This window comes from Streptomyces sp. WAC05374 (assembly GCF_004353505.1).
Taxonomy (GTDB): domain Bacteria; phylum Actinomycetota; class Actinomycetes; order Streptomycetales; family Streptomycetaceae; genus Streptomyces.
Genome location: NZ_SMNQ01000020.1, coordinates 93,760 through 115,959, shown reverse-complemented (window position 1 = coordinate 115,959; position 22,200 = coordinate 93,760). Strand labels below are relative to the sequence as shown.

At 70.8% G+C, this 22,200-nt stretch carries 23 protein-coding genes, 1 tRNA gene and 1 pseudogene; 18 read left to right on the top strand and 7 right to left on the bottom strand.

The window, feature by feature from the left end:
- Window positions 1–20 precede the first annotated feature (20 nt).
- Window positions 21–394, top strand: a pseudogene (locus E2B92_RS27960) (hypothetical protein).
- A 292-nt stretch (window positions 395–686) separates the two neighbouring features.
- Window positions 687–3,893, top strand: a complete 3,207-nt coding sequence (locus E2B92_RS27955) for a type ISP restriction/modification enzyme (protein WP_126885125.1) — start codon at window positions 687–689, stop codon at window positions 3,891–3,893.
- 497 nt (window positions 3,894–4,390) lie between these two features.
- Here the strand turns inward: E2B92_RS27955 and E2B92_RS27950 are convergent, their stop codons facing one another.
- The 5 genes from E2B92_RS27950 to E2B92_RS27930 all read right to left on the bottom strand — a co-directional run bounded on the left by E2B92_RS27950 (window position 4,391) and on the right by E2B92_RS27930 (window position 9,578).
- Window positions 4,391–4,693, bottom strand: coding sequence for a CBS domain-containing protein (locus E2B92_RS27950; RefSeq protein WP_126885126.1), 303 nt, complete (start codon window positions 4,691–4,693; stop codon window positions 4,391–4,393).
- A 192-nt stretch (window positions 4,694–4,885) separates the two neighbouring features.
- Window positions 4,886–6,334, bottom strand: a complete 1,449-nt coding sequence (locus E2B92_RS27945) for a DEAD/DEAH box helicase (RefSeq protein WP_126885127.1) — start codon at window positions 6,332–6,334, stop codon at window positions 4,886–4,888.
- A 271-nt stretch (window positions 6,335–6,605) separates the two neighbouring features.
- Window positions 6,606–6,809 carry a cold-shock protein gene (locus tag E2B92_RS27940; RefSeq protein WP_064071132.1) on the bottom strand — a complete coding sequence of 68 codons (204 nt, stop codon included), beginning with the start codon at window positions 6,807–6,809 and terminating at the stop codon, window positions 6,606–6,608.
- 285 nt (window positions 6,810–7,094) lie between these two features.
- On the bottom strand, window positions 7,095–7,439 hold the full coding sequence (locus E2B92_RS27935; RefSeq protein WP_126885128.1) for a MerR family transcriptional regulator: 345 nt from the start codon (window positions 7,437–7,439) through the stop codon (window positions 7,095–7,097).
- A gap of 900 nt (window positions 7,440–8,339) precedes the next feature.
- On the bottom strand, window positions 8,340–9,578 hold the full coding sequence (locus E2B92_RS27930; protein WP_235024015.1) for an LPXTG cell wall anchor domain-containing protein: 1,239 nt from the start codon (window positions 9,576–9,578) through the stop codon (window positions 8,340–8,342).
- 412 nt (window positions 9,579–9,990) lie between these two features.
- Between E2B92_RS27930 and E2B92_RS27925 the strand changes: the two genes are divergently transcribed.
- The 6 genes from E2B92_RS27925 (at window position 9,991) to E2B92_RS27900 (ending at window position 15,341) form a co-directional block, all read left to right on the top strand.
- Window positions 9,991–10,407, top strand: coding sequence for a YciI family protein (locus E2B92_RS27925; RefSeq protein ID WP_126885130.1), 417 nt, complete (start codon window positions 9,991–9,993; stop codon window positions 10,405–10,407).
- A 6-nt stretch (window positions 10,408–10,413) separates the two neighbouring features.
- Window positions 10,414–11,652: an RNA polymerase sigma factor gene (locus E2B92_RS27920; RefSeq protein ID WP_126885131.1), complete on the top strand. Its 1,239-nt coding sequence runs from the start codon at window positions 10,414–10,416 to the stop codon at window positions 11,650–11,652.
- A 100-nt stretch (window positions 11,653–11,752) separates the two neighbouring features.
- A complete protein-coding gene (locus E2B92_RS27915) occupies window positions 11,753–12,397 on the top strand; it encodes an HhH-GPD-type base excision DNA repair protein (RefSeq protein WP_126885132.1) in 645 nt (214 codons plus the stop codon).
- Window positions 12,398–12,568: 171 nt separating this feature from the next.
- Window positions 12,569–14,113 carry a M28 family metallopeptidase gene (locus tag E2B92_RS27910; RefSeq protein WP_126885148.1) on the top strand — a complete coding sequence of 515 codons (1,545 nt, stop codon included), beginning with the start codon at window positions 12,569–12,571 and terminating at the stop codon, window positions 14,111–14,113.
- A 151-nt stretch (window positions 14,114–14,264) separates the two neighbouring features.
- Window positions 14,265–14,561 (top strand): type II toxin-antitoxin system VapB family antitoxin, encoded by a 297-nt coding sequence (locus E2B92_RS27905; RefSeq protein WP_003999914.1) that lies wholly within the window; start codon window positions 14,265–14,267, stop codon window positions 14,559–14,561.
- 150 nt (window positions 14,562–14,711) lie between these two features.
- Window positions 14,712–15,341, top strand: coding sequence for a LytR C-terminal domain-containing protein (locus tag E2B92_RS27900; RefSeq protein ID WP_126885133.1), 630 nt, complete (start codon window positions 14,712–14,714; stop codon window positions 15,339–15,341).
- Window positions 15,342–15,387: 46 nt separating this feature from the next.
- Here E2B92_RS27900 and upp read toward each other — a convergent pair whose 3' ends face one another.
- Window positions 15,388–16,023 (bottom strand): uracil phosphoribosyltransferase, encoded by a 636-nt coding sequence (gene upp, locus E2B92_RS27895; RefSeq protein WP_126885134.1) that lies wholly within the window; start codon window positions 16,021–16,023, stop codon window positions 15,388–15,390.
- A gap of 84 nt (window positions 16,024–16,107) precedes the next feature.
- Between upp and E2B92_RS27890 the strand changes: the two genes are divergently transcribed.
- The 9 genes from E2B92_RS27890 (at window position 16,108) to E2B92_RS33610 (ending at window position 21,301) form a co-directional block, all read left to right on the top strand.
- Window positions 16,108–16,311: a hypothetical protein gene (locus E2B92_RS27890; RefSeq protein ID WP_126885149.1), complete on the top strand. Its 204-nt coding sequence runs from the start codon at window positions 16,108–16,110 to the stop codon at window positions 16,309–16,311.
- A gap of 149 nt (window positions 16,312–16,460) precedes the next feature.
- Window positions 16,461–16,994, top strand: a complete 534-nt coding sequence (locus E2B92_RS27885; protein ID WP_126885135.1) for a tRNA adenosine deaminase-associated protein — start codon at window positions 16,461–16,463, stop codon at window positions 16,992–16,994.
- 68 nt (window positions 16,995–17,062) lie between these two features.
- Window positions 17,063–17,491, top strand: a complete 429-nt coding sequence (gene tadA, locus E2B92_RS27880; protein WP_235024014.1) for a tRNA adenosine(34) deaminase TadA — start codon at window positions 17,063–17,065, stop codon at window positions 17,489–17,491.
- 45 nt (window positions 17,492–17,536) lie between these two features.
- Window positions 17,537–17,621, top strand: a tRNA-Ser gene (locus E2B92_RS27875).
- Between the two features lie 242 nt (window positions 17,622–17,863).
- Entirely contained in the window at window positions 17,864–18,028 is a 165-nt protein-coding gene (locus E2B92_RS33095; protein WP_167536386.1) for a hypothetical protein, read from the top strand.
- Window positions 18,029–18,036: 8 nt separating this feature from the next.
- Complete coding sequence (locus E2B92_RS27870; RefSeq protein ID WP_126885137.1) at window positions 18,037–18,330, top strand: Dabb family protein; 294 nt, start codon at window positions 18,037–18,039, stop codon at window positions 18,328–18,330.
- A 194-nt stretch (window positions 18,331–18,524) separates the two neighbouring features.
- Window positions 18,525–19,364 (top strand): RNA polymerase sigma factor SigF, encoded by an 840-nt coding sequence (locus tag E2B92_RS27865; RefSeq protein ID WP_185923580.1) that lies wholly within the window; start codon window positions 18,525–18,527, stop codon window positions 19,362–19,364.
- 234 nt (window positions 19,365–19,598) lie between these two features.
- Entirely contained in the window at window positions 19,599–20,489 is an 891-nt protein-coding gene (locus E2B92_RS27860) for an RNA polymerase sigma factor SigF (protein WP_126885138.1), read from the top strand.
- Between the two features lie 569 nt (window positions 20,490–21,058).
- On the top strand, window positions 21,059–21,301 hold the full coding sequence (locus tag E2B92_RS33610) for a hypothetical protein (RefSeq protein WP_235024013.1): 243 nt from the start codon (window positions 21,059–21,061) through the stop codon (window positions 21,299–21,301).
- A gap of 73 nt (window positions 21,302–21,374) precedes the next feature.
- Here E2B92_RS33610 and E2B92_RS27850 read toward each other — a convergent pair whose 3' ends face one another.
- A complete protein-coding gene (locus E2B92_RS27850) occupies window positions 21,375–21,575 on the bottom strand; it encodes a hypothetical protein (RefSeq protein ID WP_126885139.1) in 201 nt (66 codons plus the stop codon).
- Between the two features lie 146 nt (window positions 21,576–21,721).
- On the opposite strand from E2B92_RS27850, the gene E2B92_RS27845 reads away from it, so the two are divergent.
- A complete protein-coding gene (locus tag E2B92_RS27845; RefSeq protein WP_126885140.1) occupies window positions 21,722–22,186 on the top strand; it encodes a MarR family winged helix-turn-helix transcriptional regulator in 465 nt (154 codons plus the stop codon).
- The last annotated feature ends 14 nt before the right edge of the window (window positions 22,187–22,200 follow it).

Sequence of the window (22,200 nt, the reverse complement as noted above, 5' to 3'; positions counted from 1 at the left end):
AGCTGTCGGTTCTTCATGCCATGCTGGCCGCGACCACGGTCGACAGGGTGAGGGAGAGGCAACGATGGGGGCTCAGTACTACGGCGCCGACAGCGAGAACGGCGACCGCATCGACGACCCCTCAGAGGACGCGCTGTTCATGATGATCAGCGACCTCAACAACTCCGACAACACCTTCGTGGTCGTCCAGCCTGACGAGGACGACCCCGTCTGGTTCGCCTCCGTGGCCGTCCTCGAGGAAGGTGGCTACGAGATCGTCCGCCGTGACACCGCCCGCAACGAGCACGAGGTCACCACGGCGACCAGTAGCAACGACATCGCCCGCGACCTCACCATCTGGATGGCCGCCCGCGACTTTCCCGGACGGCCAACCAGACAGGTCAGCGAGTTCTAAAACACGCCCTAGCCAGTCACCGTTACCAGCGAAGCCCCCTCGCGGCCGTATTTAGGGCGCTGATCAATGCATGTGTTCTCGCCACCTCGGGCTCCGTGTCAGATCCGTCTGAGATGATCGAAGTCACTCGTCGGACACTGCCGAGCAAAACCCGCGGCAGCGACTTTCCAGATTGGGGGCACCCGTGGTGCGGGCAGCAGATTGGCTCACCTCCGCCGTGACGGCGTTCGGTGCAGCGTGCTCAGCAAAACTCGCCGGCCCCGGGGAACGGGAAGCCGCGATCCGTGCCCCGATGGAACTCCTGCTGGGCACAGCCGGCAAACAGCTCGGTGTGCCAGCCGTCTTCCACGATGAGGTGCGCGATACCGAACGGCGGGTCCGGCCTGACTACGGGGTCAGTGTCGGCGGGCTGATCACCGGTTACGTGGAGATCAAGGCACCTGGCAAGGCCATCGACACCGCATCGCTGCGTGGACACGACAAAGCTCAGTGGGAGCGGCAGCGTGACCTGCCGAACCTGCTCTATACCAACGGTACCGAGTGGCGTCTGTACCAGGATGGCGAGCTCTCCCTAGCTGCGAGTCTTTCCGGCGACCTTGCCGCAGGCACGCTCACCGCTCCGCCGGAGTTCGAAAAGCTTCTACTGGACTTCCTGACCTGGAAGCCCACGCCGATCACCACCATAGGAGCGCTCGTCAAGTCGGTGGCGAGGCTGACGCGCCTCCTGCGCGGTGAGGTGGTCGACCAGCTAGCCGCCGAGCATGCCGCTGTGCGCGGCGGCGCCGACGAACGCGAACAGCCGTTCCTGGGGTTGGCTACCGAGTGGCGCCAGATGCTGTTCCCGCAGGCAGACGAGGCGACCTTCGCCGACGGCTATGCGCAGACGGTCGCGTTCGCCCTTCTTCTTGCCCGCACCGATGGGATCACCGTCAGCGGCGAGTCTCTGCACACGATTGGTGACAAGCTCCGCGCCGGCCACTCGCTGATGGGCCGGGCGCTGCAGCTACTCACCGATGACGTAGCCCGCGACTTCAAGATCACCCTCAACTTGTTGGCCCGCACCGTCGATGCGGTGGATTGGGCTCGCGTCCGTCGAGGACGTCGCGACACATACTTGCACCTGTACGAACACTTCCTCGACGAATACGACCCGGATCTGCGTAAGCGCTCAGGGTCGTACTACACCCCCATCGAGGTCGTCGAGCAAATGGTGCGGCTTACCGACGACGTGCTCGTAACTCGGCTAGACAAGCCGCGTGGCTTCGCCGACCCTGACGTCTTCACAGTCGACCCCGCCATGGGCACCGGCACATACCTGCACGCCGTACTGGAGCGAATCGCAGCCAACGCCGCAGCCCACGATGGGCCAGGTGCCGTCGGTGGTGCGATCACACAGGCAGCAGAGCGTGTGGCCGGGTTCGAGCTGCAGATGGGGCCCTACGCGGTGGCTGAGCTGCGCACCGCCGAGCAGCTGGCCACCCACAAGGCCGCTCCGCCCACCGGTGGCATGAAGATGTACGTCACCGACACTCTCGACGACCCTCACGCAGCGGAGACCCAGTTCCGGTACTCGCTCCAGCTGATAGCGGCGGCCCGCCGTAAGGCCAACAAGATCAAGGCTGGCACCAACGTCACCGTCGTGATCGGCAACCCTCCCTATGCCGAACTTGCCAATGGTGCAGGCGGCTGGGTGGAGAACGGCGGCGGCAGCATGAAGGGGAAGCGCACCGCCAAAGCGATCTTGGACGACTGGTATGCCCCCGGAGCAGGGAAGTTCAAGGCCAAGCTCAAGAACCTGTACGTCTACTTCTGGCGCTGGGCTACCTGGAAGGTGTGGGAATCCACTCCCGCCGAGGCCGGCGGGAAGGCTGGCGTGATCTGCTTCATCACCACGTCTGGCTACCTCACAGGCCCGGCCTTCACCGGCATGCGCGAGTACCTGCGCCGCCACGCGTCCGAGGGCTGGATCATCGACTGCACGCCTGAGGGGCAAACCCCAGATATCCCCACGAGGATCTTCCCTGGCGTACGCCAACCGCTCGCCATCGGCATCTTCGTTCGCCATGCCGATGCAGACAACAACGTGCCGGCCCGGATCCGCCACCGCACATTGACTGGTAAGAGGCTGGACAAGTTCGCTGCATTGGCCGCGGTCCAGCTCGACGACGACGGCTGGCGGGACTGCCGTACAGACTGGGCTGCTCCTCTAACCCCTGCGAGCGCTAGCCATTGGGATTCGTATCCCGCACTCGATTCGCTGCTCCCTTGGTACTCGCCTGGAGTCTTTCCGACCCGAGCATGGGTCTACGCGCCCAACCAGGCCATTCTCCAGACGAGATGGTCCAGACTCGTGGGCGAGAGCGACCGGGAACTGAAGTCCAAGCTTTTCAAAGAGGGGCGGGACGCAAACCTCGACAAGGGCAAGCCATCCCTGCCTGGCGACGACACGTGCCCTGATCCATCGGCACCGATCATCCAGGAGACGAATACCCTCCCCTCCATCGCCCGAGTCGGGTACCGCGCCTTCGACCGGCAGTGGATCGTTGCCGACCCGCGGTTGATGGATATGCCTCGCCGTGACCTTTGGGCTGCGCGGACACCGGGACAAATCTTCCTCGTAGAACAACACAGAAAAGCGCTTCGCTCCGGGCCGGGCGTGATCTTTTCTTCATTGATCACCGACTTCCATCACTTCAACAACGATGGCGGCAGGACTTTGCCGCTCTTCCATCCTGACGGCAGTCCCAACATCGCCGCCGGTCTGACAGATGCACTCCAGAGCCGGCTCGGCACCGAGGTAACGGCATCCGATGTCCTCGCCTACATCGCCGGGGTGGTAGCGCATCCAACCTTCACGGCAACCTTTGCCGACGAGCTGACCACCCCAGGGATCCGAGTTCCGTTGACCACTGACCTCGCGCTGTGGAACAGCGCCGTTCAGCTCGGCCGCCAGGTCATCTGGCTGCACACGTACGGTGAGCGCTTCGTCGGGCCGGAGCAGCCAGCCGGCGATGTCCGCCTCCCTGCAGGGAGCCCCTTGCGTCCCTTGAACCTAGCGCCTGTGACATCCATGCCCGAAGCGATCAGCTATGACGAGGGGCGCCAGGTCATCACCCTGGGTGATGGCGAGTTCGGACCTGTCTCCAAACCGGTTTGGGACTACGTCGTTGGCGGGCGGAACGTCATCAAGTCGTGGTTTGACTATCGCAAGAAGGAGCCTGCCGGCCGTCGCAGTTCCCCGCTTGATGACGTGCACATCCCCGACTGGGATCCGGAGTGGACGGGAGAGTTCATCGATCTTCTTTCGGTGCTGACCCGCCTGGTCGCCCTGGAGCCCTCCCAAGAACAAGCACTGCTGGCCATTCTGGCTGGCCCCGTGCTCTCTGAGGATGCGCTCGCGACAGCTGGTGTGCTGTGGCCAAAGTCGGCTGCTGACCGGAAGGCACGCTTCTCACTCGAGTCGGCACCTACCGGGGACGGCCAGCTCCCTCTGGTGTAGATGCCAGAGGCGAGCCGTGGTTGCAGTTCTGGTTGCGTTCACCCCCGTCCGGGGGCATCCGGACGGGGCCGCCCCGAACGCTCCGCCGCAGCTCAGGACAGGTACGGCCCTCGCCGGACCCCCGTACGAACATTTGGAAAGCGTGTTGGGGGCAACCCCTCACGAGTTCGAATCTCGTATCCTCCGCCAGTGCCTCACCGGGCACGTTGTCGAAGGGCCCCACCGTTCGCGGTGGGGCCCTTCGACGTTGTCCGTCTCGGTTTCCGTCTCGGTTTCCGTCTCGGTTCAGCTCTGCGGGGCCCTTTTCCGGGTCGTCCTCGGTGTCTCCGCCCGCTGCCTCGGGGGCACGCGTCCTCGCCGAGCCCGGGCGACTTCAGCCGCTCCTCACGCGGTGGCGGAAGACGGTGGAGATCGCCGAACCGAAGCGGCTGCTGCGCCTCACCCCGCTGCCCGACATCACGACTGCCGACGTCCAGGCACAGGCACCGCGCGTGGGCTCACCGCGCGCGGCCCCGGTCGAGCGGGATGTCACGCAGCCGGGTGCGGTCGCTGTACCAGGAACCGCCCCGGTGCGCGACGAGCTGGGCCCGGGTCACCAGGCCGGAACAGCGGCCCGCCTCGTCCTGGAGGAGCAGGTGGTCGACGCGGGCGCTGATGAGGACGGACAGGGCCACGTCGACCATCATGTGGTCCTCGACCATCATGTGGTCCTCGGCCTCCGGGCCGGGCGCGCCCATGGCGTCACGGGCGGTCAGGCCCGTGCCGTGTGCTTCTCGGAGCCGTGTCTGAATCGGCGTCACATGCTGCTCCTGTTCGGTTGTCCGGCCGTCTCGGCCGCTTCGTCGTCGGCCGTTCCCGGCCGTGAGCCGGTCGGCCACCGGTCGTGGGTCGTGGGTCGTGGGCATTCGACGTCCGGGCGTCGTCCGTCGCGCGTCGGCGGTCGGCTTCCGGTGGTCGTCCCGTCCGCCGCCCGCCCGGGCGGCACGGCCGACCTACGCGGCGGTGCCGGAGGGGGCGCTGCGGCCGTACCGGGACGGGCGGCGACGCCGTCCACGGGTGGAGGAGCCGGAGCCCTTGGGGCGCTCGGCGGCCGGGGCGGTGATGACGACGGGTACGCCCGAGGGTGCCTGGGCGCCGGTGATGCGGTGCAGTTCGGCCTCGCCGGAGCGGACCCGGGTGACCCGGGCGGTGATGTTGGCGTCGGCCATCAGGCGCTCCATGCCACGGCGCTGGCCGGGCAGCACCAGGGTCACGACGGTGCCGGACTCGCCGGCGCGGGCCGTGCGGCCGCCGCGGTGCAGGTAGTCCTTGTGGTCGGTGGGCGGGTCGACGTTGACGACGAGGTCGAGGTCGTCGACGTGGATGCCGCGGGCGGCGACGTTGGTGGCGACCAGGACCGTGACGTGCCCGCTCTTGAACCGGTCAAGTGTGCGGGTGCGCTGCGGCTGCGACTTGCCGCCGTGCAGGGCGGCTGCGCGTACGCCCACGGCCAGGAGGTCCTTGGCGAGCCGGTCCACCGCGTGCTTGGTGTCCAGGAACATGATCACCCGGCCGTCGCGGGCGGCGATCTCCGTGGTGGTGGCGTGCTTGTCGGCGCCGTGCACGTGCAGCACGTGGTGCTCCATGGTGCTGACCGCCCCGGCGGAGGGGTCGACGGAGTGGACCACCGGATCGGTCAGGTACCGGCGGACCAGGGCGTCCACGTTCCGGTCGAGGGTGGCCGAGAAGAGCATCCGCTGTCCGTCGGGCCGCACCTGGTCGAGCAGGTGGGTCACCTGCGGCATGAAGCCCATGTCGGTCATCTGGTCCGCTTCGTCCAGGACCGTGATGGCGACGTGGTCCAGCCGGCAGTCACGCCGGTCGACGAGGTCCTTGAGCCGCCCGGGCGTCGCGACGACGACCTCGCTCCCGCCGCGCAGGGCACCGGCCTGGCGGCCGATGGACATGCCGCCGACCACCGTGGCCAGCCTCAGGTGCAGCGACCGGGCGTAGGGGGTGAGCGCGTCGGTGACCTGCTGGGCCAGCTCCCGGGTGGGTACGAGCACCAGGGCGAGCGGCGCGCGCGGCTCGGCCCGCTTGCCCGCGGTGCGGGCCAGCAGGGCCAGACCGAAGGCGAGCGTCTTGCCGGAGCCCGTGCGCCCGCGGCCCAGGACGTCCCGGCCGGCCAGCGAGTTGGGCAGGGTGGCGCCCTGGATCGGGAACGGCACGGTCACGCCCTCGGAGCGGAGCGCGGCCAGCAGGCGGTGGGGCAGGCCGAGGTCGTCGAACGTCTCGACGGGGGGCAGCGCCGCGGTGCCGCCGACCGGGAGGGCGAACTCTCCCCGGAGCGGGGCGGGGCGGCGTGCGGGGCCGCCACCGGAGCGGCGGTTGCCGGGCGCCCTGACCGCGGAGCCCCGGCGGGAGCGGTGGGAGCTGTCGGTGGCGCGTGCGGTGCGGTTCATGCGGAACCTTCCTCGATGCGGAACGTATCGAGGAATTCCTCCCGGCGGCTGTCGGCCGCATGAGGATTCGCAAGAACGGTCCGGGAAAAGGACGAAAGGGGGCGCGCCGGCAAGGGCGGCCGGTTCGTCCTGGCCCGTCGTTCGTCGACGGGTGGGAAACCCGTCGGCGTCCGACGGGTCGGGAATCCGTCGCGTACGACGGGATGAAAAGCGACGAGCCGGGACCCGCACCCCATGGTGCGGGCCCCGGCTGCGTCGTTGCGCGCCAGCGTCAGGCGGGAACGATGTTCTCGGCCTGCGGGCCCTTCTGGCCCTGCGTGACGTCGAAGTTCACCTTCTGGCCTTCCTGAAGCTCGCGGAAGCCGGAGGAGGCGATGTTCGAGTAGTGGGCGAACACGTCAGCGCCGCCGCCGTCCTGCTCGATGAAGCCGAAGCCCTTTTCCGCGTTGAACCACTTCACGGTGCCAGATGCCATATTTGAGTCTCCCTTTGGGGCAGTGCCCGGAGTCCGCACCTTGCGAACCCGGAGTCGCTGGGATGATTTCCCCTCCGGAAAACACCGGAAATGAACTGTGAAAGTCTCTGGGAACCACATTGCAACTGACATCACCGTAGCACGGGATCAGCGGGCGAGGGCGACATGTTTTTCGCCCGGCTCGGCGGGCCGGTTTTTTTCGGGGCGGCGGGCCGGAAAAACTGGCCACGGAATTTCTGCATTTCTTCAGTGGCCGCGACAGATATGCGTTCCGGCCCGCGCCGGTCAGGAGCTCTCGTCCGCGGACGGGGCCTGGGCGCGGGCGCGCATCTCCTCGTTGAGGCGCAGGGCCTCTTCGAGCTGGTCCTCCAGGACGATGATGCGGCAGGCGGCCTCCACCGGGGTGCCCTGGTCGACGAGCTCACGGGCCCGGGCGGCGAGCCGGAGCTGGTACCGGGAGTAGCGGCGGTGGCCGCCCTCGGAGCGCAGCGGGGTGATGAGCCGGGCCTCGCCGATGGCGCGGAGGAACGCGGGGGTGGTGCCCAGCATGGCCGCGGCTCGCCCCATGGTGTAGGCGGGGTAGTCGTCGTCGTCGAGGCTGTCGACGACGGAGGGCTTCTCAGGGGGCATAGCACCTTCGCTTCGGGGACGCGTCAAGGGGCCCGGGTGTGCTCCACACCCGGGCCCTGAGGGGTTCCAACACCATCTACCGGTCCAGTCGGGGGACCGGCTCTCCGTATTCCGCAACAGCGCCCGGACGGGCGGGGATGCGGGTTCCTGAATGCGTGACCGTGGACCACCTGCCGTTCGGGGTCTGCGGTACCCGGGCGGCATGCGTGCCCGGGCGATTCTGGACGGTGTCGTCTCCTTCTCTGTCCAGGGCGGGCCCGGCTGATCCCCGAAGGCCCGTCGCCGACGTGTACGGCAGCAACCCTACGCTCGGCGCAAATGAAAATCTACCTTCGCGGGATACGTTTTTCCGTCGGCGACGGCTGTCCGCCCGACGCCCGTACGACGCGGCGCAGCCGCGTGTGCACCTGGGCGACTGTGCCCTGGCGAAGAAGGGGCCCGGCGTGGACGACCTCACCGCGCGGCGCGCCCCGGTGGAAGGGCGTCGAAGCCTGCGTGGTGTTCCGATCCGGCACCGAGCCCGGCCTGATCGACGGGTAGAGGCTCGGGCGGCCCCTCCCGCACTGGCCCGGCGGACTGGTCGGTGAGCACGGTCCTGACGCGGCCGCGACGGGCGCGGAGCACGGCCTAGGACCCCGCGCGGTCCGCCGCCGGTGCGTCGGGGCCCTGGCGGTCGAGGAGCCGGCCGACGGCGGAGTCGTCGTCGGCCGGCCAGAGGCCCTGGAGCTTGCGCTGGTCGCGGTGGCGGAGCCGGCGGCGCCGCCACGGTGAACAGGACGCGGTCGTGGGCTTCGGTCACCTCGTCGGGGTGGGCGCACACCAGCAGGCCGGTCGTGCCGAAGCGAGGGCGCGAAATGCCGAGGGGCCGGACCGGTTGGCGGTCCGGCCCCTGGGCGTGGGTCAGCCCTCCGCGCCGGTCCGGCGGCGGCGGGTGGCGAGCAGCGTGCCCGCGCCCAGCGCCACGGCGGCGCCCGCCGCGAGGGCGAGGGGGGTGGTGGAGGCCGAGCCGGTGTCGGCGAGGGCGCCGGTGGAGGCGGTCGTGGTGACCGGCCGGGTCGACGTCGCGCCCTGGGCCTGCGGGCCGGGTGTGGCCGTGGGGCTCGTGGTGGGGCCCGGCGCGGCCGACGCGGCGACGACGTCGAAGGCGTACTCGTAGAACTCGGGCGTCCCGCCGCACGACCGGTCGTCGTTGGCGTAGTCGGCGGCGAGGGAGACGGTCCCCGCGCCGGCCGGCGCCGTGGCGGGGGCCTTCAGGCGCAGTTTGACGTCGGCGTGGGCACCGGCCGCGAGAGCGTCGACGCCGCCCGCGTAGTGGTCGGCGTCCACGTCCTGCCAGGCCGGTGAGGCGGACGTGGACCACTGGACGTCCAGGAGGTCGTCGGCGGCCTCGGCCTTCACGTACGGCCAGACCTCGTCGAGCGTCCGGTCGGTGCCGTTGGTGACGCGGACCGTGAAGTCCACCGTGGTGCCGGCGGTGATCTTCGCCGGCAGGCCGGTGGCCGTGACGGTGAGCCGGTCCTCGGCGACGCAGGCGCCCTCCTCGGCCTCCTCGCGCGCGTCGGCCAGCGCCTTGTCGGCGACCTCCTTGGCGGCCAGGGCCTTCGCCTTCGCCTGCCGTGCCAGGTGCAGGCGCCTGGCGGCGGCCACCAGGGCGTCGTCCCGTGCCGTGAGGGCGGCCTCCGCCCTGGTGTCGGCGGCGTCCTTGGCCAGGGCGGCCGACTCGGCGGCGGCCTGCGCGTCGGCGACGTCCTGTTCCGCCCGCTTCCGCTCCTCCTCCGTGGCGGTCTCGGGCAGTTCCTCCAGGGCGGTCTCGGCGTCGGCGAGCTTCTTGTCGGCGTCCGTCTTGGCCGTGGTGGCGGCCCCGGCCTCCTTGGCCGCCGCCGTGGCCGCGACGGCGAGGGGCGCCTTGGGGGACTGTTCGTCGATGAGCGCCTGGAGGGCGGCGGCCTCCTCGGCGACGGCGGCGTCGTACGCCTTCCGCGCCTCGGCGGCCGCCTTCTCCAGCTCCTTGAGGGAGGGCTTGGCCGTGTCGCCCGCCAGTGCGCGGCCGGGGGGCACAGGCACCTCGGCGTACGCGGGCGGGGCGGCGAGCAGGGCGGCGGGCGTGGTCACGGCGGCCACGACGGCCGTGGCGAGCATGCGGCGGATCTTCACAGGAACCCTTTTGGTCGGAAAGGTCTGGAAAGCACGAGCGGCCGCTGCGGACGACAACCTCGCACACACCACGACCAGCATGATCGTATGACCGGCCCGGGGGCGTGGAGCCCCCAGGGCGCGCCTCCGCACGCCGGGCGAGCGACAAACGTGGCCAAGAGGGGCGGGCGCCCACCCGGCAGGCGGTTTCCGCAGGGCGAGTCCGGGCGCCGGGTCCGGGCGCCGGGTCCAGGCACCGTACCCAGGCGCCGGATCCGGGCGCCGGATCCGGGCGCCGGATCCGGGCGCCGGATCCGGGCGCCGGAAAAAAGTGCCCGCCGGATGTCGAGAACGGGTCGCCGGGTCCGACGTCCCATGTGAACGTCATCCGAGAGGCACCCATGAAAGGACCGTCGTCATGAAGTACCTGGTGATGGTGCAGGGCTCACAGGCCGACTACGACGCGATGGGCGGCAAGCCCTCCGCCCACAGCCCCGCCTGGAGCGAGAAGGACCTGCAGGCGATGTTCGCCTTCATGCAGGAGATCAACGACGACCTCGCCGAGTCCGGTGAGCTCGTCGACGGCCAGGGCCTCGCCGAGCCGCGCCGCACGCGCCTGGTGAGCCTGGGCGAGGACGGCCGTCCGGTGATCACGGACGGGCCGTACGGGGAGACGAAGGAGCTCCTCGCCGGTTACTGGGTCCTCGACTGCGCGAGCCTGGAGAGGGTCACCGAGATCGCGGCACGCGTCGCCCGGTGCCCGCAGCCCGAGGGCGCGCCCGAGTACCCGGTCGTCATCCGTCCCATCATGGACAGCGGCACCGACATCTGCTGAGGCACCGTGAACCGTGACGTCGAGGACCTGCTGCGGCACCACGCCCCGCAGGTCCTCGCCGCGCTCGTGCGCCGGTACGGGCACTTCGACGCCGCCGAGGACGCCGTACAGGAGGCCCTGCTCGCCGCCGCCCGGCAGTGGCCCGGCGACGGGGTGCCGGACAACCCGCGCGGGTGGCTCATCCGGGTGGCGTCGCGCCGCCTCACGGACCAGCTCCGGGCCGACGAGGCGCGGCGCCGGCGCGAGGAGGCGGACGCCGCGCTCGCGCCCCGTGACGCGTTCACCGCGCCACCGCCCGGGGAGGGCCGGGCACCCTCCGAGGACGACACCCTCACGCTCCTGTTCCTGTGCTGCCACCCGGATCTGCCGGCCGCCGCCCAGGTCGCGCTGACGCTCCGTGCGGTGGGCGGCCTCACGACCGCCGAGATCGCCCGCGCCCACCTGGTCCCCGAGGCGACGATGGCGCAGCGGATCAGCCGGGCCAAGCAACGGCTCAAGGGCGTGCCCTTCCGGCCGCCCGGCCCCGAGGACCGGGACCAGCGGCTCGCGGCCGTCCTCCACGTGCTGTACCTGATCTTCAACGAGGGCTACACGGCCACTTCCGGCCGCCGGCTGCGCCGCGCCGACCTCGCCCGGGAGGCCATCCGCCTGACCCGCGCGGTGCGCCGCCTGCTGCCCCGCGAGGGCGCCGTGACGGGGCTGCTGGCGCTCATGCTGCTCACCGAGGCCCGCAGCGCGGCGCGCACCGGGCCGCACGGCGAGCTGATCCCCCTGGACGAGCAGGACCGCACCCGCTGGGACCGGGAAGCCATCCGGGAGGGCACCGCCCTGGTGGAGGAGGCCCTCGCGGAGGGGCCGGCCGGGGCGTACCAGCTCCAGGCGGCCGTCGCGGCCCTGCACGACGAGGCGGCGCGGCCGGAGGACACCGACTGGCCCCAGATCCTGGCGCTGTACGAAGTGCTGCTGCGCCTGGGCCCGGCCCCCGACCCGATGGCCGAGCTGAGCCGGGTGGTGGCCCTGGCCATGGTGCACGGGCCCGAGGCCGGGCTCGCCGAACTGCCCTCGGTGGCCGGCCGGCTCGCGGGCCACCACCGGCTGGACGCCGTCCGCGCGCACCTGCTGGAGCGGGCGGGCGACACCGAGGGCGCCCTGGCCGCCTACCGGGCCGCCGCCGCCCGCACGCTCAGCGTCCCGGAGGCCCGCTACCTGCGGATGCGGGCCGCCCGGCTGCGCGGCCCGGACTAGGGCGTGGCCCTGAGGGCACCCGGCGGGCACGCGGCCGGGCGTCCTCGAAGCGGCGGAGCCCCGCCGTGCGGGCGGGGGCCACCGGCGCGATCATCGAACCATGACGACCTCGATCCACCTCGCCCAGCAGCCCGAGGCCGACGAGTTGCTGGGCCGCAGTCCGCTGGCCGCGCTCGTCGGCATGCTGCTGGACCAGCAGGTGCCCATGGAGTGGGCGTTCTCCGGTCCGTACACGATCGCCCGGCGGATGGACGCCGACGACCTGGACGCGCACGCGATCGCGGCGTACGACCCCGAGGCCTTCGTCGCCCTGCTGTCCGCCAAGCCGGCCGTGCACCGCTACCCCGGAGCGATGGCCAAGCGGGTGCAGCAGCTCTGCCAGTACCTGGTGGACGAGTACGGCGGTGACGCGGGCGCGGTGTGGTCGGACGCCGCCACCGGCGGGGAGTTGCTCGACCGGCTGCTCGCCCTGCCGGGGTTCGGCAGGCAGAAGGCGCAGATCTTCCTGGCGCTGCTGGGCAAGCAGTACGGCGTACGGCCCGGGGGCTGGCGGGAGGCGGCGGGCGCGTACGGCGAGGAGGGCGCGTACCGTTCGGCCGCCGACATCACCGGGCCGGAGTCGCTCGCCAAGGTTCGCGCCTACAAGCAGGAGGCGAAGCGGGCCGCCAAGGCCGCGAAGCCCGCACAGACCACGAAGCCCGCGAAGGCCACCAAGAGCGCCAAGGCCACGAAGCCTGCCAAATAGGCCGGATCGGCGGGACTTTCGGCAGCGGACCGACATGTTCCCTTGCCAAACGTACGGAATACGCCGTGAGTTGTGGCACATCTGTTCACAGGAGCGTGGGAGATCGCTAGCTTCCCTTCAACCTCGTTCGCACCGGGAAGGACCTCTGTGAACGCATCCCATCGCAGAGCCGTGGCCACCCTGGCCGCAGCCGCACTCGCGACCCCGCTCCTGCTGGCTTCCGCGTCCCCCGCTTCCGCCGGCCGGCACGACCCCGGCAAGGAGGCGGCCAAGGACGCCGCGCACCTCTCGAAGAAGCTGGTCCGGGAGGCGTCCGCCAAGGACGCGTACCGGCACCTGGAGAAGTTCCAGCAGATAGCCGACTCGGCCGGCGGCCACCGGGCGGCCGGCTCGCTCGGACACGACGCCTCCGCCGCGTACGTGTACCAGCAGCTCAAGAAGGCCGGTTACCAGGTCTCGTACCAGAAGTTCGAGTTCATCTACACGCAGACGCAGGCGGAGAAGCTCGCGGTCGTCTCCCCGGCGCCGCGCGACATCACCGTCGCGGCGATGACGTACACCAAGTCGACGCCCGTGGGCGGGGTCAAGGCGGGCCTCGCGGCAGTCCCGGCCCCCGCCGACGACACGACGCCCGGCTGCGAGGCCGCCGACTACGCGTCCGGCACCTTCACCGGCAAGGTCGCCCTGATCAAGCGCGGCGGCTGCACCTTCGCCGACAAGCAGGCCCAGGCCGCCGCGGCGGGCGCGACCGGCGCGATCATCTACAACAACGTCCCCGGCGCGCTCTCCGGCACCCTCGGCGCCCCCGAGGCCGGCAAGATCCCGACCGGTGGCATATCCCAGGCGGACGGTGAGGCGCTCGCCGCCGACCTGGCCAAGGGCCCGGTCGAGGTGAACTTCGAGATCCGCCAGCTCCAGGAGAAGCGGACCACCAACAACGTCATCGCGGAGACCGCCCGCGGCAACGCCGCCAACACCGTGATGCTCGGCTCGCACCTCGACTCGGTGACCGCCGGCCCCGGCATCAACGACAACGGCTCCGGCTCGGCCGGCCTGCTGGAAGTCGCCCTGGACCTCGCCAAGTCCAAGGTCAAGCCCACCAACAAGGTGCGCTTCGCCTGGTGGTCGGCCGAGGAGAACGGCCTGCTCGGCTCCGAGCACTACGTCGACAACCTCAGCGAGCTCGATCGCAAGGAGATCAAGCTCTACCTGAACTTCGACATGATCGCCTCGCCGAACTACGGCCTGTTCGTGTACGACGGCGACAACTCCGACGGCGTCGGCGCGCCCGCCGGCCCGGCAGGGTCCGCCCAGCTCGAGCGCGACATCAACGAGTTCATGGACAAGCAGGGCCGCCCGCACGAGGGCACCGACTTCACCGGCCGTTCCGACTACGGCCCGTTCATCGCGGTCGGCATCCCCTCCGGTGGCACGTTCACCGGCGCGGAGGGCCTGAAGACCGCCAAGCAGGCGGAGAAGTTCGGCGGCACGGCGGGTGCCCCGTACGACGCGTGCTACCACGCCAAGTGCGACGACATCAAGAACGTCAACATGACGGCGTTCGACGCCAACATCGACGTCATCGCCAACGCCGTGGGCGTCTACGCCCACGACCTCAGCTCGCTGCGCAAGCCGGTCGTCACCGTCCCCACGGACGGCGACGCGGGCAGCGGCGGCGGCCTGCACGACGGTCACGACCACGAGGTGACCGAGTAGGCCTCACCGGCCGACAGCGCCCGGCAGGCGCGCCGCGGGATCGTCCCCGCGGCGCGCCTGTCCCGTTTTGCACGATTCCCCCGCGATCCCGCGACACCGGACCGGCCCCGCGTGGCTGCGCCGGGAGCCGCTCGCCCGGTAGGCTTTCCGTGTGATCTTCAAGCGCATCGGTAACGGGCGGCCGTATCCCGACCACGGCCGGGAAAGCACCCGGCAGTGGGCGGATGTCGCGCCGCGCCCGGTCCGCCTCGATCAGCTCGTGACCACCAAGGGCCAGCTGGACCTGGAGACGCTCCTCGCCGAGGACTCGACCTTCTACGGCGATCTCTTCGCGCACGTCGTGAAGTGGCAGGGCGATCTCTACCTCGAGGACGGACTGCACCGCGCCGTGCGCGCGGCCCTGCAACAGCGCCAGGTGCTGCACGCCCGCGTGCTCGAACTGGACTGAGCCCGCCCCCGCGCGGCGCGCCGCGCCACGGGGCCGCCTCGCCACCCCACCCGGCGCCGCGTCAGCCTTTCGGGCCTTTTCCCACCCGTCCGGCCCCCATGAGCTGATCGTTTAGTAGGCATAGTCACCGGGCGGCATTACGCTGCGCCCATGAGCATGCTCACTCCCCCCGGTATGGGCGGAAAGTACCGCATCACGGGTGATGCCTACCCCCGCATGCGCCGCCCCCGACGCCGTCGCCGGATCGTGGTCGCGGCCCTGGCCGCAGTGGTCGCCCTCGGCCTGGCCGGCTGGGGAACGCTTCAGCTCATCGACGTCTTCGGCGGGGGCGGGGCCGACAGCCGCGCCCGGACCGCCGCGGGACCCGGGTGCAAGCCCCGAAAGAACGTGGTGACACCGGTCCACGTACCGCTCAAGCCCGCCCAGATCACGGTGAACGTCTACAACGCGACCCCGCGCGCGGGCCTCGCCAAGTCGACCGCCGACGAGCTGAAGAAGCGCGGCTTCGCCATCGGCAAGGTGGGCAACGCCCCCGCCGCGTACGACAAGAAGGTCCCCGGCACCGGGATGCTGCTCGGCGCCACCGGTGCCCGCGACAGCGCCTTCCCCGTCCTGCGCACACAGCTCAAGGGCGCCGCGCTGAAGACGGACACCCGCGCGACGGCGGACGTGGACCTGATCATCGGTACGGCCTTCAAGACCCTCACACCGCCGAAGGACGCGACCGCGGCCCTGACCGCCCTGGCCAAGCCCGCGCCCGCGCCCTCCGCGAAGTGCTGAGCCGTACCGCTCCCTGCCGAGCCGTACGCCGGTACCGCCGTACGAACTAGTCGGCCGTCCCGTACATCCGGTCGCCCGCGTCGCCCAGGCCCGGAACGATGTAGCCGTGCTCGTTGAGGCGCTCGTCGACCGAGGCCGTGACGACCGTGACCGGCGTGCCCGCCAGCTCCCGCTCCATGACCTCGACGCCCTCGGGCGCCGCGAGCAGCACGACCGCCGTCACGTCGTCCGCACCGCGCTTGATCAGCTCCTGGATCGCGGCGACCAGCGTGCCGCCCGTGGCCAGCATCGGGTCCAGCACGTACACCTGGCGCCCGGAGAGGTCCTCCGGCATCCGGGTGGCGTACGTGGACGCCTCCAGCGTCTCCTCGTTGCGGATCATGCCGAGGAACCCCACCTCGGCCGTCGGCAGCAGCCGCACCATGCCGTCGAGCATGCCCAGGCCGGCCCGCAGGATCGGCACCACCAGCGGCTTCGGGCTCGACAGCTTCACGCCGGTGGTCGGGGTCACCGGGGTCTCGATGTCGACCTGCTCGGTGCGCACGTCCCGGGTGGCCTCGTACGCGAGCAGGGTGACCAGCTCGTCGGCGAGCCGCCGGAAGGTGGGGGAGTCGGTGCGCCTGTCGCGCAGCGTGGTGAGTTTGTGCGCCACCAGCGGGTGGTCGACGACGTGGATCCGCATGCCCTCAACAGTAGCCCGCACTGGCATCAACCCCCGCCGCGGAGGGAAGGTGGGGTGGACGGACCCAGCCTGGGGGTGGTCGCGATGCCGGAGCCGGAAGAGCCGGAGCGGGAGCGGGACGGCCGGCCGCCGGACCGCACGGAGAACGACGCCGAGCGCCGGCGGCGGCGCGCCCAGTTCCTCCGCGAGCTGAACGAGGCCAAGGCGCTGCGGGACCGTGTCCAGCCGCGCCGCGCGAGGGCCGCCAGGATGCGCCAGCAGATGCGGATGCGTACGTTCCGCTGGTGACACGGACCGGCATCGGACTCAGACTGGTGCACGACGCAAGAGCGGAACACCTCTCCTGAGGGCCTCGCATCTGCCACGATGCCGAGTGGGCGGGGCATTCAGGAGCGTGCCGCCCGATCGTCACACCTCTGATCAGTGGGAGAGTCACGGTGTACTTCGCCGCACTGCTCGCGCGCACCGAAGACGGGTGGGAAGCGAGCGACACAGAGCTCGACGATGTGGAGACCTTGTCGGATCTGACCGAGCTTGCCCGCGAGGCCTCGGTGGACGACGACACAGTGATCGTCTTCATCGAGCAGGAGGACGCATGGTTCGGCATCGTCCGCGTGGAGGGTGAGGACGACCCTCGGATCTTCGTCTCCGACGGAGCGGCCGCCGCCCGCTCCTCGTACGGGGAGATCCTCACCAAGGAACTGCTGGGCGACGACCAGGACGACGACGGCCCCGACCTGGACGCGCTGGACCTCGACGGCACCGAGGACGGGGAGCCGGTCGAGGAAGACGACGACGAGGAGGAATCGGCGGTGACGGCCGAGGCCGTGCCCGAGGAGCCGGTCGGCGACCGGCTGATCCTGGCCGACCTGGGCATGTCCGAGAAGGAGCTGCTGGCGCTCGACACCGACGCGCTGGCCGAGATCGCGGACGCGCTCGGCGCCGCGGAGGTGCTGGAGGCCGTCCGCTAGTGCGTCCCGCACCATCAGCACCCACGCCCGCCACCGCGGACCCCGTCCGGGAGCCGTGGCGGGCGCCCATGCGCCATGCGCTGGAGGAGGCCGCGCGGGCCGCGCGGGCCGGCGACGTGCCGGTCGGCGCGGTCGTCCTGTCCCCGGACGGCACCGTGCTCGCCACCGGTCACAACGAACGCGAGGCGACCGGTGATCCGACCGCGCACGCCGAGGTCCTGGCGCTGCGCCGGGCGGCCGAGGCGCACGGGGAGTGGCGGCTGACGGGGTGCACGCTGGTCGTCACCCTGGAGCCGTGCGTGATGTGCGCGGGCGCGCTGGTGCAGTCCCGGGTGGACCGGCTGGTGTTCGGGGCGCTCGACGAGAAGGCGGGCGCGGTGGGCTCGCTGTGGGACCTCGTCCGGGACAGACGGCTCAACCACCGGCCCGAGGTGATCCACGGAGTGCTGGCGGAGGAGTGCGCGGCGCTCCTCACCCGCTTCTTCCGCGACCGCTGACAACGGATTTCTTCGTAGCGGCACCTTTGGGCTAAGCTCTCTCTCGGTAGCGTGTCCGAGCGGCCGAAGGAGCTCGCCTCGAAAGCGAGTGTGGCGCAAGTCACCGAGGGTTCAAATCCCTCCGCTACCGCTCTTGTGTGAAGGGCCCCGGCGCATCGGCGTCGGGGCCCTTCGCGTACGTGCGGGAGGAACGGCACGCACCCGCCGGGTTCCTGCCGGGGCCCGCCGGTTGCGTTGTCCAGGCTGCCGCCCGGACCGGCCGGGCGGGACCGGCAAAGGGCCCCGACGGGGAGGGCCTTGGCCCTTGGAGGCTCGGTTAGACTCACCCGACCGCCCAGGGGATCGCAGGGGAGAGACGGGGAGACAGGGTCGATGGTGCAGGCCAAGAAGATCACGCTGTACGTGGTCGTCGTCTTCGTGCTCTACACGATCATCAACTCCCCCGCACGTGCCGCCGACCTCGTCCAGGTAGGGTTCGAGGGCATTTCGAGCGCCGCGCAGGGCGTCGGCGACTTCATGACCGAGCTCGTCAACTAGGAGCCCCTGTGATCCGCCACCTGGTCCTGTTCAAGCTCAACGACGGCGTGAGCCGCGACGAGCAGCGCGTCGCCGAGGCCGTGAAGGCGTTCGAGGAGCTCGGCGGGCTCGTTCCGGAGCTGGAGTTCTGGGAGTGCGCCTGGAACATCACCGACCGGGACATCGCGTACGACTACGCCATCAACTCGGCGGTCGCGGACAAGGACGCGCTGAAGCGCTACATCGAGCACCCGGCCCACCAGGCCGCCGCCGGCCAGTGGCGGGAGTTCGCCACATGGGTGATCGCCGACTACGAGTTCTGAGCCCGTACGCCGCCTCCGGCGGTTCCGTGACGCGAGCCCCGCACCCCTGTGGTGCGGGGCTTTTCGTATGCGCGCGCCGACAACACGACGTTATCAGGTGCTTGCACACAGTGGACATGTCTTGTGATGCTATGACCGCTTTTGACGGATGAGTTGACCGTAATTGACCGCGAGACCGACCGCGAAGGGGTGGCGTGAACGTGCCGGCCAGTACGACGCCTCAACAGGTGCCGCCCCAGAACGAGTCGGAGGCCCGCACCAAGGCACAGGGGCGGGCCGCGGACACCCGAGCGCTCACCCAGGTGCTGTTCGGCCAGCTCAAGACCCTGGAGCCGGGCACCGCGGAGCACAACCGGGTGCGGGGGGCGCTGATCGAGGCGAACCTGCCGCTGGTGCGGTACGCCGCCGCCCGCTTCCGCTCCCGCAACGAGCCCATGGAGGACGTCGTCCAGGTCGGCACGATCGGGCTGATCAACGCGATCGACCGGTTCGACCCGGACCGGGGGGTGCAGTTCCCGACGTTCGCCATGCCGACCGTGGTCGGGGAGATCAAGCGGTACTTCCGCGACAACGTCCGCACCGTCCACGTGCCGCGCCGGCTGCACGAGCTGTGGGTGCAGGTCAACGGCGCCACCGAGGACCTGACGACGGCTCACGGCAGGTCGCCGACGACCGCCGAGATCGCCGAGCGGCTGAAGATCTCCGAGGACGAGGTGCTGTCCTGCATCGAGGCGGGCCGCTCGTACCACGCGACGTCCCTGGAGGCCGCCCAGGAGGGCGACGGGATGCCCGGGCTGCTGGACCGGCTCGGCTACGAGGACCCGGCGCTGGCCGGGGTCGAACACCGGGACCTCGTACGGCACCTGCTGGTGCAGCTCCCGGAGCGGGAGCAGCGGATCCTGATGCTCCGCTATTACAGCAACCTGACGCAGTCGCAGATCAGCCAGGAACTCGGGGTCTCGCAGATGCATGTGTCGAGACTCCTGGCGCGCAGCTTCGCCCGTCTCAGGTCCGCAAATCGAATCGATGCGTAACCTGATCGGGTAGACCCGTTCAGCCCCGCATCCACCTGCCAAAAGGCCCCACACCCCCAGTTTCCTGCGCATACTTGCCGCTTTCTTGTCGACAAGTCACTACAGCGTGTTGCCGACATGTGACATTCTGCTGGAACCGCGTTTGCCGCAGTCTCGGCGCCGGTATTCAGGTGGAGGCTGCGTTCCTCCGATGGTCGCGGCCCACGCGACCGTCCGCGACCTCAAGGGGGTGGCATGTCCGCAGAACAGGGCAGCTCGAAGGTGCTCACGCTCACGCCCGTGCCGGCGTCCGTGCCCGCACCGGTTCCCGTGCCCGTGCAGAGCGGGTCGGCACTTCCCGACACGGCGCCGGAAGTCATCGACACCCGCACTCTGTCCCGTTCCCTGTTCCTGCGGCTCGCCGCCCTGGACGCCGAGGGCGCGGACGGCCCCGAGCGCACGTACGTCCGTGACACGCTCATCGAGCTGAACCTGCCCCTGGTCCGGTACGCGGCCGCCCGCTTCCGCTCCCGCAACGAGCCGATGGAGGACATCGTCCAGGTCGGCACCATCGGCCTGATCAAGGCGATCGACCGGTTCGACTGCGAACGGGGCGTGGAGTTCCCGACGTTCGCGATGCCGACCGTCGTCGGCGAGATCAAGCGGTTCTTCCGGGACACCTCGTGGTCGGTGCGTGTGCCGCGCCGGCTCCAGGAGCTGCGGCTGGCCCTGACCAAGGCGAGCGACGAGCTGGCGCAGAAGCTCGACCGCTCACCGACCGTCCCCGAACTGGCGGCCGTGCTGGGCGTGTCGGAGGACGACGTGGTCGACGGCCTCGCGGTCGGCAACGCGTACACGGCGTCGTCGCTGGACTCGCCCTCCCCCGAGGACGACGGCGGCGAGGGCTCGCTGGCGGACCGCCTCGGGTACGAGGACAGCGCCCTGGAGGGTGTGGAGTACCGGGAGTCGCTCAAGCCGCTCCTGGCCAAACTCCCGCCCCGCGAGCGGCAGATCATCATGCTCCGCTTCTTCGCCAACATGACGCAGTCCCAGATCGGCGAGGAGGTCGGCATCTCCCAGATGCACGTCTCACGGCTGCTGACCCGGACGCTCGCGCAACTGCGCGAGGGGCTCATCTCCGACTGAGGCTTCCGACCTGACGGTCCGTCAGTCACACTGGCGCGATGGACCGTCGACTCGGACTGGTGGCGGTGGCGCTCTGCCTGGGCGGGGCGCTGACCGCGTGCGGGAACGGCGCCGGGGAAGGCCGCGCGGCGACCGGGGCGGTCGGCCGCCCCGGTGGCCCGGGACCGGTTCCGCCGTCGGGCGAGGTCGTGCTCGTACCGCTGGACGGCCGTGGACCGTCGTCCGGTACGGGAAGCGGTACGGGCACTGGTACGGGAATCGGTACGGGCCCCTCGGCGCCCTCCCTGTCGCCCCCACCCCCGCGCCGGGCACCGGCGGGGTCACCGCCGACGGCTCCGGCACCCGGCCGGTCCGCCCCGCCCGTGGCCGGCGCACCGGCCGGAGGTCAGGCGCCGCCTCCGGGACCGCCCTCCGCCCCACGGCCGCAGCCGCCGTCCCAGTCACCGCGGCCGCCCGGGTCTCAGCCGCCGCCTCAACCGGCCCCCGGCACCACCGCGCCACCCCGCCCGGCCGCGCTCACGGTCGGCGAACCGCGGCGCGCGCCCACGGACCGGCGCTGGTGCGAGACGGTGACCGTGCGGTTCCACAACACCGGGGGCTCACCGGCGCGTTCGGGCACGGTGACCTTCGCGACGCACGTCATCGGGGCGCTCGGCGTCGACTGGGCGACCATCGAGTCGGCCCAGCCCCTGCCCGCGCCGATCCCGGCGGGCGCGGCGCGGACCGGGACGTACACGGTGTGCGTGGACGCCTGGCGGGTGCCGCTGGGCATGCGCATCGAGACCCAGGACGTCACCGCGTCCTGGACGTGAGGGTGTGGGCCGGCCGGGACCGCGCCTGGCCACCACAGAGGTCACCCGGGCGCGAGCCGCCCCACCGCGGGGATCAGCCGAGCGCCAGCCAGGCGACCGCGGCGACGATCGCGACGACCGCGATCACGCCCACGATCAGGCCGACCCGCGGCCCCGACTGGGCCGCGACCTGCTGCTGCCGCGCCGGCGTGCCCTCGTCGACGAAGGCGCGGAACATCTGGGTGCTGCCCGCCGGGTCGTAGTTGCCGTCCGGGCCCTGGGGGTTGTGTGCCATGGGGCAGGACCCTAGCGAACCTGGTCCGGCCGCCCAACCCTCGCCGTCCTTTGCCAGGACTTTAGGCGCCTTCGCCCCTTTTTAGTTTGCCTGTAGCAACCAACGGCTTCTATGGTTGCCCTAAGCAACAAGATGCGGGGGTGCCCATGGCCGAGCGGAGTCAGTACGAGGAACTGGCCCGGCAACTGAGCGCCATCGGCGCCGTCAAGCGCGGACTCACCAGGGCCCTGCCCGCCGAGTGCCCGGGCGGATCGGCGGCCGTGCTGTCCCTCCTCGCCCACCACGGCGACATGCGGATGAGCCGGCTCGCCGAGCTGCTCGCCGTCGACATGTCGGTCACCAGCCGCCATGTCGCGCACGTGGTGGAGCGGGGCTGGATCGAGCGGCTGCCCGACCCCGACGACCGGCGCTCCCGCATCCTGCGGCTGACCCCGGAGGGTCAGGACATGCTCGACGACCTCGGCCGTCGGACCACGGACATGTTCGCCCGCACCCTCCACGACTGGTCCGACGACGACGTCGGCCGGCTGACCGTGCTGCTCGCCCGGCTCCGGGACTCCTTCGGGGACTGCCGGGCCCACCCCACCCGTACACCCGCATCAACGACGTAACGACGCAAAGGAAG

Excerpts from the sequence above, each read along its gene's own strand:
- E2B92_RS27955 (WP_126885125.1), top strand. The coding sequence starts at position 687 with ATGGAACTCCTGCTGGGCACAGCCGGCAAACAGCTCGGTGTGCCAGCC.
- E2B92_RS27945 (WP_126885127.1), bottom strand. The coding sequence starts at position 6,334 with ATGAACCGCACCGCACGCGCCACCGACAGCTCCCACCGCTCCCGCCGG.
- E2B92_RS27940 (WP_064071132.1), bottom strand. The coding sequence starts at position 6,809 with ATGGCATCTGGCACCGTGAAGTGGTTCAACGCGGAAAAGGGCTTCGGC.
- E2B92_RS27935 (WP_126885128.1), bottom strand. The coding sequence starts at position 7,439 with ATGCCCCCTGAGAAGCCCTCCGTCGTCGACAGCCTCGACGACGACGAC.
- E2B92_RS27930 (WP_235024015.1), bottom strand. The coding sequence starts at position 9,578 with ATGCTCGCCACGGCCGTCGTGGCCGCCGTGACCACGCCCGCCGCCCTG.
- E2B92_RS27925 (WP_126885130.1), top strand. The coding sequence starts at position 9,991 with ATGAAGTACCTGGTGATGGTGCAGGGCTCACAGGCCGACTACGACGCG.
- E2B92_RS27915 (WP_126885132.1), top strand. The coding sequence starts at position 11,753 with ATGACGACCTCGATCCACCTCGCCCAGCAGCCCGAGGCCGACGAGTTG.
- E2B92_RS27900 (WP_126885133.1), top strand. The coding sequence starts at position 14,712 with ATGAGCATGCTCACTCCCCCCGGTATGGGCGGAAAGTACCGCATCACG.
- upp (WP_126885134.1), bottom strand. The coding sequence starts at position 16,023 with ATGCGGATCCACGTCGTCGACCACCCGCTGGTGGCGCACAAACTCACC.
- E2B92_RS27890 (WP_126885149.1), top strand. The coding sequence starts at position 16,108 with ATGCCGGAGCCGGAAGAGCCGGAGCGGGAGCGGGACGGCCGGCCGCCG.
- tadA (WP_235024014.1), top strand. The coding sequence starts at position 17,063 with ATGCGCCATGCGCTGGAGGAGGCCGCGCGGGCCGCGCGGGCCGGCGAC.
- E2B92_RS33095 (WP_167536386.1), top strand. The coding sequence starts at position 17,864 with ATGGTGCAGGCCAAGAAGATCACGCTGTACGTGGTCGTCGTCTTCGTG.
- E2B92_RS27860 (WP_126885138.1), top strand. The coding sequence starts at position 19,599 with ATGTCCGCAGAACAGGGCAGCTCGAAGGTGCTCACGCTCACGCCCGTG.
- E2B92_RS27850 (WP_126885139.1), bottom strand. The coding sequence starts at position 21,575 with ATGGCACACAACCCCCAGGGCCCGGACGGCAACTACGACCCGGCGGGC.
- E2B92_RS27845 (WP_126885140.1), top strand. The coding sequence starts at position 21,722 with ATGGCCGAGCGGAGTCAGTACGAGGAACTGGCCCGGCAACTGAGCGCC.